Annotated in this window: 6 protein-coding genes; 3 read left to right on the forward strand and 3 right to left on the reverse strand. The window is 47.1% G+C overall.

Annotation, left to right across the window (positions count from 1 at the left end; translation table 11 throughout):
- Positions 1-2: 2 nt before the first annotated feature.
- Genes ABIO93_RS19650 through ABIO93_RS19660 form a run of 3 tightly spaced genes read left to right on the forward strand, consistent with a single transcriptional unit; the run spans position 3 to position 5,273 of the window.
- The gene (locus ABIO93_RS19650) at positions 3-2,642 is read left to right on the forward strand and encodes an ABC transporter permease (protein ID WP_348070747.1); all 2,640 of its coding nucleotides are present in this window, start codon (positions 3-5) and stop codon (positions 2,640-2,642) included.
- A complete protein-coding gene (locus tag ABIO93_RS19655; protein ID WP_348070749.1) occupies positions 2,635-3,792 on the forward strand; it encodes a permease prefix domain 2-containing transporter in 1,158 nt (385 codons plus the stop codon). The genes ABIO93_RS19650 and ABIO93_RS19655 overlap by 8 nt, the downstream gene beginning before the upstream one ends.
- Positions 3,789-5,273 carry an FtsX-like permease family protein gene (locus ABIO93_RS19660; RefSeq protein ID WP_348070751.1) on the forward strand — a complete coding sequence of 495 codons (1,485 nt, stop codon included), beginning with the start codon at positions 3,789-3,791 and terminating at the stop codon, positions 5,271-5,273. Before ABIO93_RS19655 ends, ABIO93_RS19660 begins: the two co-directional genes overlap by 4 nt.
- A 68-nt stretch (positions 5,274-5,341) precedes the next feature.
- Here the strand turns inward: ABIO93_RS19660 and ABIO93_RS19665 are convergent, their stop codons facing one another.
- From ABIO93_RS19665 to ABIO93_RS19675, 3 genes are all read right to left on the reverse strand, one after another.
- Positions 5,342-5,815 (reverse strand): DUF6252 family protein, encoded by a 474-nt coding sequence (locus tag ABIO93_RS19665; protein WP_348070753.1) that lies wholly within the window; start codon positions 5,813-5,815, stop codon positions 5,342-5,344.
- A 221-nt stretch (positions 5,816-6,036) separates the two neighbouring features.
- Positions 6,037-6,843, reverse strand: coding sequence for a LytTR family DNA-binding domain-containing protein (locus ABIO93_RS19670; protein WP_348070755.1), 807 nt, complete (start codon positions 6,841-6,843; stop codon positions 6,037-6,039).
- The coding region (locus ABIO93_RS19675; protein WP_348070757.1) for a histidine kinase at positions 6,840-8,434 on the reverse strand (1,595 nt) is incomplete at its 5' end. The genes ABIO93_RS19670 and ABIO93_RS19675, both read right to left, overlap by 4 nt.

Here is an 8,434-nt window from a genome sequence, read left to right on the forward strand (position 1 = left end):
GCATGAGAAAACAGCCTCCCCGCTGGATTAGCAAGCTTCTGACCTGGCTTGCCGATCCTAACACAAAGGAAGAGCTCGAAGGTGACTTAATGGAAATGTATGCGTATTGGTCCAAAACCTTGGGTGAACGGAATGCGGACCTTCGGTATTTTTTGAGTGTAATAAAACTATTGAGGCCTTTTGCGAGGCACAAAAAATCGGATCAATTTTCACGAACCCCAATAGCCAGTCCAGCCATGATACGTAACCACTTCAAAATCGCTTTTCGAAATCTTGTCAAAAATCCCGGGTATACTGCGATTAACATGGGCGGTTTGGCGCTTGGCATATCGGTCGCCATGCTGATAGGACTATGGATCTACGATGAAATTTCTTTTAACAAAAATCATAAAAATTACGACCGCATCGTGCAGGTCATGGAGCAACAGACCCTGGATAGTGAGACGCAAACCGGTCAGAATGTAGCTATTCCGGTAGGTAAGGAGCTTGAAACCTCTTATGGAGATCATTTCAAGCATGTCGTCATGTCGTCCTGGTCAACGAGACATTTGCTGACTTATGGTGACAACAAACTCACCAAAATGGGCAACTTCATGGCTGTGGCTGCACCAGAAATGCTCTCTCTGAATATGGTAAAAGGCAACTGGAAAGCATTGAGCGACCCTTCCTCGGTGATTCTTTCCGAGTCTGTCGCCAAAGCACTTTTCGGGACCGCCGACCCGCTTGGAAAAATGATCAAGATTGATAACGAGCTCAATGTTCGGGTAACGGGCGTATACGAGAACATTTCGCATCATTCTGAATTTCGCGACGTTCATTTTATCGCGCCGTGGGATTTGTATGTTTCTACTACCGACTGGGTACGTAACGCGAGGGATAACAATGAATGGGCCGGCAGCTCATTTCAAATCTATGCACAACTCAGTGAAAAGGCTGATTTGACCGCTGTTTCGGCAAAAATCAGGAACATGAAGATCTATAAAGGTGATAAGGAAGAACTGAAATTCAAGCCTCAAATCCTGCTGCATCCGATGAGCCGCTGGCATTTATATTCGGAATGGGAGAATGGCGTCAATACCGGCGGACGCATTCAGACCGTCTGGCTTTTCAGTATCATCGCCGTTTTTGTGCTGTTGCTTGCCTGTATCAATTTCATGAACCTGAGTACGGCCCGGTCTGAAAAACGATCTAAGGAAGTAGGTATCCGGAAAGCGATAGGTTCCGTCAGGTCGCAACTGGTGATACAATTTTTGAGTGAATCTTACCTGATTGTCATTGCAGCCTTTGTTATCTCCATTCTTCTGGCACAATTGGCATTGCCGTTTTTCAATGAAATAGCGGACAAGGAAATGGTCATGATGTGGACAAATCCATGGTTCTGGATGATCAGCATGAGTTTTTGCCTTCTTACCGGTCTGGTTGCAGGTAGTTATCCGGCATTGTACCTATCGTCTTTCGATCCGTCAAACGCGCTACGTGGCGTACTTCCTTCCAGAGTTTTCGGAGGTCTTATCAATGCCGCGCCGCGCAAAATATTAGTGGTTTTACAGTTCACAGTATCCGTTACGCTCATTATCGGTACGATCGTGATCTACCGTCAGATCCTGCACGGGCAAAACCGGCCGGTCGGTTATGACCGCGAGGGACTGGTATCCATGTACGTAAGTACCCCCGAGATCCACAAGCATATAGACGCATTCCGCGATGAACTGATCAAAACGGGGACGGTGAGCGCCGTTTCAGAATCAATGGGGCCTACTACCGACGTGCGGTCTGTCAACAAAGAGTTCAACTGGAAAGGTAAGGATCCTGCCATGCAGGTTGACTTTGTGACAATGGCTGTGGGGCATGATTTCGGTAAAACCGTGGGCTGGAAATTTGTCGAAGGCAGGGATTTTTCCAAATCTTTTTCTACCGATTCTTCCGGCTTTGTCCTCAACGAAACCGCCGCGCGCCTGATGGGTTTTTCTGAAAAAGCAGCCGGCGAGTTTGTGCAATGGGAAGATAAAAGGTTCAAGGTGATCGGCGTAGTCAAAGACATGATCATGACGTCGCCGTATGAGCCCGTGAAGCAAACGATTTTTTTTATAGGTCGTCGTGCCGGAAGTTTCATTACTGTCCGGATTGATCCGAAGGCGAACGCAGCCGATGCATTGCGGAACATTGAAAGTGTTTTCAAGAAATATGACCCTGCCTCGCCGTTTCAGTATGATTTTGTGGATGACGAATATGCATCCAAATTCGCTGATGAGCAACGGATAGGAACCCTCGCCGCTTTTTTCGCACTGCTGGCCGTCCTGATTTCGAGTCTGGGACTTTTCGGACTGGCATCATTTGTTGCCGGGCAGCGCACCAAGGAAATTGGAGTCCGCAAGGTACTCGGGGCTTCGGTGGCTAATCTTTGGCTGCTGCTTTCCGGGGATTTTGTGCTGCTGGTTGCCATCGCCTGCCTGATTTCCGCTCCGATATCCTGGTATTTTATGAATTCCTGGCTCGAAAAATACACCTACCGGACAGAAATCTCCTGGTGGATCTTCGCAGCCTCAGCGGCTGGCGCATTGCTATTAACATTACTGACAGTGAGCTTCCAAGCCATAAAAGCAGCACTAATGGATCCGGTGAAAAGTCTCCGAAATGAATAAAGAGCACTTGAAAAGCAATGTATCACCGCCCAAATGGGCAATGAGGCTGCTAGCCTGGCTCGCCAACCCCAACACTTTGGAAGAGGTCCAGGGCGACCTGCTGGAAATGCACAGCTATTGGGCAAAAACGAACGGTGAGCAGAAAGCCCGATGGAAATACATTCTGAGCGTGTTCAGGTTACTACGCCCATTTGCCAGAGAGAAACATTCCAATGATTATTCCAAAACCTATTTCTTCAGTCATGCCATGATTCGTAATTATTTCAAAATCGCTTTTCGTAACCTGTTAAAGAACAGGGGTTATGCCGCTATTAACATTGGCGGGCTGGCCGTCGGGATGGCTGTTGCTATGCTGATCGGGCTCTGGGTGTTCGACGAAACATCATTCAATAAAAACCATGAAAACTATGACCGTATCGCTCAGGTGATGCAAAGTCAGACATTCAATCATGAAATTCAGACGGGCGGAAATGCGCCTATGCAACTTGAACCTGAGCTACGGAACAAGTATGGAAATAATTTTAAATACATCGCACTGGCAGGAGGACGCGGAGATCACCTGCTGACTTTTGGCTCTAAAAAAATCACGCAGAACGGCTACTATATGGGACCGGAAGCAGCTGAAATGCTCTCGCTGAAAATGCTGAAAGGTACAAGATCTGGTCTCACAGATCCTAATTCCATCCTCCTTTCCGAGTCGGCAAGTCAGGCAATTTTCGGAAACGCAGACTCGATGGATAAGATCGTCAAAATCGACAACAGCCAGGTGGTGAAAGTGACGGGAGTATATGCTGATTTACCCCGTAATGCTACATTCAATAGTCTGGCATTCATTGCGCCCTGGAAGCTCATGGAGCAGAATTTGCCACCATGGCTCAGCTGGGGAAATAACTGGTTTGAGATTTATGTGCAGATCGCCGATAAAGCCAATATGGAGCAGGTTTCGGCCAACATTAGTAAGGCCAAACTCGATCATATCGATGCCGAAGAAGCCAAATATAAACCCGTGGTGTTTTTGCAGCCTATGGCTAACTGGAATTTATATTCTGAATTTAAAAATGGCAAAATCGTAGGGGCAAGATCGCGAATGTGCGGTTATTCGGGATCATCGGTCTGGTTGTCCTTTTATTGGCGTGTATCAATTTTATGAACCTGAATACGGCCAGAAGCGAAAAACGCGCGAAAGAGATAGGCGTCCGCAAGGCAGTCGGCTCGGCCAAAGCCCAGCTGGCATTACAGTTTCTGGGTGAATCGTTAATGGTGGTGTCCATTGCCTTTGTCTTTGCCATTATCCTGACGGCAATTTGCCTCCCGCAATTCAATCAGGTTGTGGATAAACAGATCAGTATCCCCTGGAATGTTCCTTACTTCTGGCTTTCGTGCCTGGCGTTCGTTCTCTTCACGGGACTGACCGCCGGGAGTTATCCTGCCCTTTATCTCTCTTCATTTAAACCTATTTCAGCATTAAAAGGTGTGACCGCGAGGTTGAATACCGGACGTTTCTCAGGTTCGCCGCGCAAGGTTCTGGTGGTGTTGCAGTTTACCGTTTCCGTGACGCTGATCATCGGGACCATTATCGTTTTCCGTCAGATCCAGTTTGCCAAAAACCGTCCCATCGGTTATAGCCGGCAACAACTGGTAAGTAGCCCCATCAAGTCCGACGAAATCATCAAACACTTTGCTGCCTTTCGGAACGACTTGCTCAATACCGGTGTGGTGGAGGAAATGGCTGCCACCGACAGTCCCGTTACCAATACCTACGTGACCAACGGGGGCTTTACCTGGCCGGGTAAAGATCAGGCGATGGCCGATGAATTTGTAACATTGCGGATTACCCATGAATTTGGCAAAACCATTAACTGGAAAATCAAAGAAGGCCGCGATTTTTCAAAAGAATTCCCCACGGATTCAATGGGCTTCATTCTCAACGAAGCCGCTGTCAAATACATGGGACTGAAAAATCCGGTCGGTCAAATCATTCAATGGGGTAAAAATGGCGGGTATAAAGTAGTGGGCGTAGTTAAAGACCTTGTTACGCAATCGCCTTATGAGCCCGCCAATCAGACAATCTTTTTTATCAACTACAAGAGGATCAGTTTAGTAAACATGAAGATCAGGCCTTCCGCAAGTGCATCTCAGGCATTGGCTCAAATTCAGGCTGTTTTCAAAAAGTACGATCCGGAAAATTTGTTCCAATATAATTTCGCAGACCTGGAATACGCGAAAAAATTCAGTGACGAAGAACGCATTGCAAAGCTGACGACATTCTTTGCGGCCCTTGCCATTTTGATCTCCTGCCTGGGACTGTTCGGGTTGGCGTCATTTGTGGCCGAGCAGCGCACCAAGGAAATCGGCATCCGCAAGGTGCTGGGAGCCTCAGTAGCAGGGTTGTGGCGGCTTTTGTCCAAAGATTTCGTGATCCTGGTGATCGTTTCTTGTTTCATTTCCGCACCCATTGCCTGGTACTTAATGACTGGCTGGTTGGAAAAATATTCCTACCGCACCGAAATTTCCTGGTGGATATTTGCTGCCTCCGCTGCCGGAGCATTGGGCATGACATTATTGACAGTAAGTTTTCAGGCGATTCGTGCAGCGCTGCTAGATCCTGTGAAAAGTTTGCGGAGTGAATAATGTTAAACGCAAAAAGGCTGTCCCGAAAGACAGCCTCGTGTGGTATAGATGAATATTACTACCGAACCTTAGCGAACATTGACATTAAAACTTCCTTCTGTCAGGGTGCGTTTCACTTTACCGGTTGCATCAAAAGCCGTGAAACTGAACGTACCCTGCAGTTGTGTTGCCGTTTTCTTGGTGATCGTCACTTTACCGTCTCCTCCGTTAATGGTCGAAAAATCTTCTTTATTAATTGTCACAATACCGAAGTTCACGGCATTGATCGGATAGGTACCCTCTACTGCTGAGTTCGGCAAAGCAATGGCCACTACATCACTCGTTCTGCTATCCATGCCATAAACCGCATAATAACCATTCGCTCCTGGAAAGCTGGCCAGTGCATAAGCGTAATCAGGTGCATAAGTTTTGCCATCTACTTTTACCTGAAAGCCTACTGTTGCCGCCGGGTCAGGAGTAACATCGTCTGATTTTTTGCTGCATGAGCTGAAAGTAACAAGGCCGATGATTGCGAAAAGGACTGCGAATTGGAAAGTTTTCATAACTAATAAATGATTGGATTGTTGTTTAAAATTTTGAACCGGAAACAGACAGGGTACTATTTTTTGTCTTTATTTCCTTTTGACATTTCAAAACTAATACAACAAAAAGGCTCCGTAGAAGGGACTATATAGGAGGCTGGTTTTGGTTTAAAGTCGGCGGAATTAACTCTACATCCGGCAGAAAATAAATGCAGCTCAACGGAACCTGGCAGGTTGGCCGCCTATTTCAATTTGCCGGAATTCACGTAGAATTCAGACAACAGGGACAAAAATTCGTCCTTACGGCGGCGGGAAACCTCTATTTCAGTATTATCGCTCATCCATACCTGCCCGCCATCCCCTTTCACATAGCGCTTAATGTGTTCCAGATTAATGATATTGGACTGGTGAACACGAAAAAAGTAGTAATTGTCTAAAATCTCTTCGTATTCTTTCAATAACCGGGACACGACAATAGCAGGACCTTTTACAAGATGAAATTTGGTATACGACCCCAGCGACTCACATTGAATGATGTCAGTCATTTGCACAAAATGAATTCCTTCTGCAGTCGGCAATGCAATGCGCTGGTTATCATTCCGCGTACGCTGAACCAGGCGGAGACTGCGCGCAGGATCGAGGTGTTCCTGCAAAATCTGCAACTGCTGAGGATTTACACTGGCAACTTGTGACTTAAATTTCGATACGGCAGCTTCCAGTTCCTCAGGATCAATGGGTTTGAGCAAATAATCGATTGCGCTGAACCGGAATGCCCGGATCGCGTACTCCTGATAAGCAGTAGTGAAGATCACGCCAAAATCTACTTTTTCAAATGAAGCAAGCAGATCAAATCCGGTCTTGCCGGGCATTTGAATGTCCAGGAAAACCAGATTGGGCTTTACTTTGCCGATCAGTTCAATACCGAGGTCAGCGTTTTTGGCCTCACCACAAATTTCCACTTCGGGGCAAATCAATGCGAGGAGGTTGATAAGCGCCTCACGGGCATTGGTTTCGTCGTCAATAATAATGGCACGGAGATGTTGTTTCATACGTTTTCAAGTGGAATCGTCAGCTTTACCCGTGTTCCTACGGGATTATTTTCAGAATCAATCAAATCAATCATTTCAATTTTCGCCTCGCTGTCTTTCCGGCGAAGTGACTCAAAAATCCCTTTGGTCATCTCCTGTCCGCGCGAGATGTGCCCCTCGGCCCTTGGCGCAAACGTACGCCCGACCCCATTATCCTCAATGGTACAAATCAGATGCTTTTTCTCAACCCTGGCCGTGATTTTCAGTTTTTTCTCTCCCTCTTTTGGCATCAGGCCGTGCCAGATCGCGTTCTCCACATACGGCTGCAGCAACATAGGCGGCAGATGTGCATCGAGCAGTACATCGTTCTCTTCGATATCAAATTCGTAGCTGAACTCGTGGCTGAAGCGGAAAGACTCGATTTCGACATACATTCTAAGGGTGTCGATAATCTGCTCGAAAGAAAGATATTGGTGGTTTGAATTCTCCATGATCCGTCGCACCAGCTTGGAAAATTTGGAGAGATACTTAGCCCCCTCGACCCCCCGGTTGGTCAGCAGATAGTTCTGTACGGAATTGAGGGAATTGAACAGGAAGTGTGGGTTCATTTGCGATTGCAGCGCTTTGAGCCGCCACTCGGTAATTTCCAGGTCCAGGCGGTTTCGCTCTGCAAGGGTATTGACCCTCCACCGCATCATCAGTACGATCAGCGCGGCGATAGTCAGCCCGATCAATGTCCTGAAAAACCAGGTATTGGTAAAATAAGGCTTCACCGTGAAATGTATGACCAGCGGCTTATCGCTCCGCTGTCCCGAGCTGTTGCTGCTCTTAACCCGCAAAGTGTATGATTTGGCGGCTAAATTGGTAAACGAAACGGAATGCTGATTACCGAGGTTCACCCAGGCGGATTCGAACCCTTCCAGCTGATAGCTGAACAGGTTTTTGGATGTCGGCTCGAAATTCAATGTTGAAAAATTGAATGTAATGGAATTTTCGTCCGGTTGCAGTTCTATTTCCTTGCTCAGATCGTGGTGCAGCATTTTACCCTTCACTTCAATGGAGCTCATTTCGACACGCGGCTTAGTAAGGTCCCCGTTTAATTGATTGACATTTAAAATGTTAATCGCATTGGTCAGCCCCAGCAGCAACTCATTCTTCTGATTATAGTAAAACCCGACAGGTGCGTTACTCCGAAGCCCGTCGATCGTCGTGAGATAGCGTACCGTACGTGTTTTGGGATTGGCGATGTGGATACCTTCGTTGGTACTAAACCAGATATTCCCGTCCGGCATTTCCGCAATGTTGGCACAATAAGTGTCGATCAGTAAACCCGATTTGAACTCGAATGTCGTCAGGATTTTGCCTTTTGATGAAATCTTGGATACGCCTCCCCAGCTAGCGATCAGGATAGAGCCATCGGCTGTTTTCTGCATCCCATTAATGCAATCCCCGCCAATCCTGAGGCCTTTATTTTCCGGGAGCTTCTCGATGTTCACAAATTTGGAATGTTCTTCATCAAAGAAAAACAGGCCCCGGGAACAGGACGCGACCCAGATCCTCCCATCATCGCCTTCCACAATGCCCTTCACATAGCTAAGCTGCACGAGTTTGC

The organism is Dyadobacter sp., from assembly GCF_039919315.1.
Classification (GTDB): Bacteria; Bacteroidota; Bacteroidia; order Cytophagales; family Spirosomataceae; genus Dyadobacter.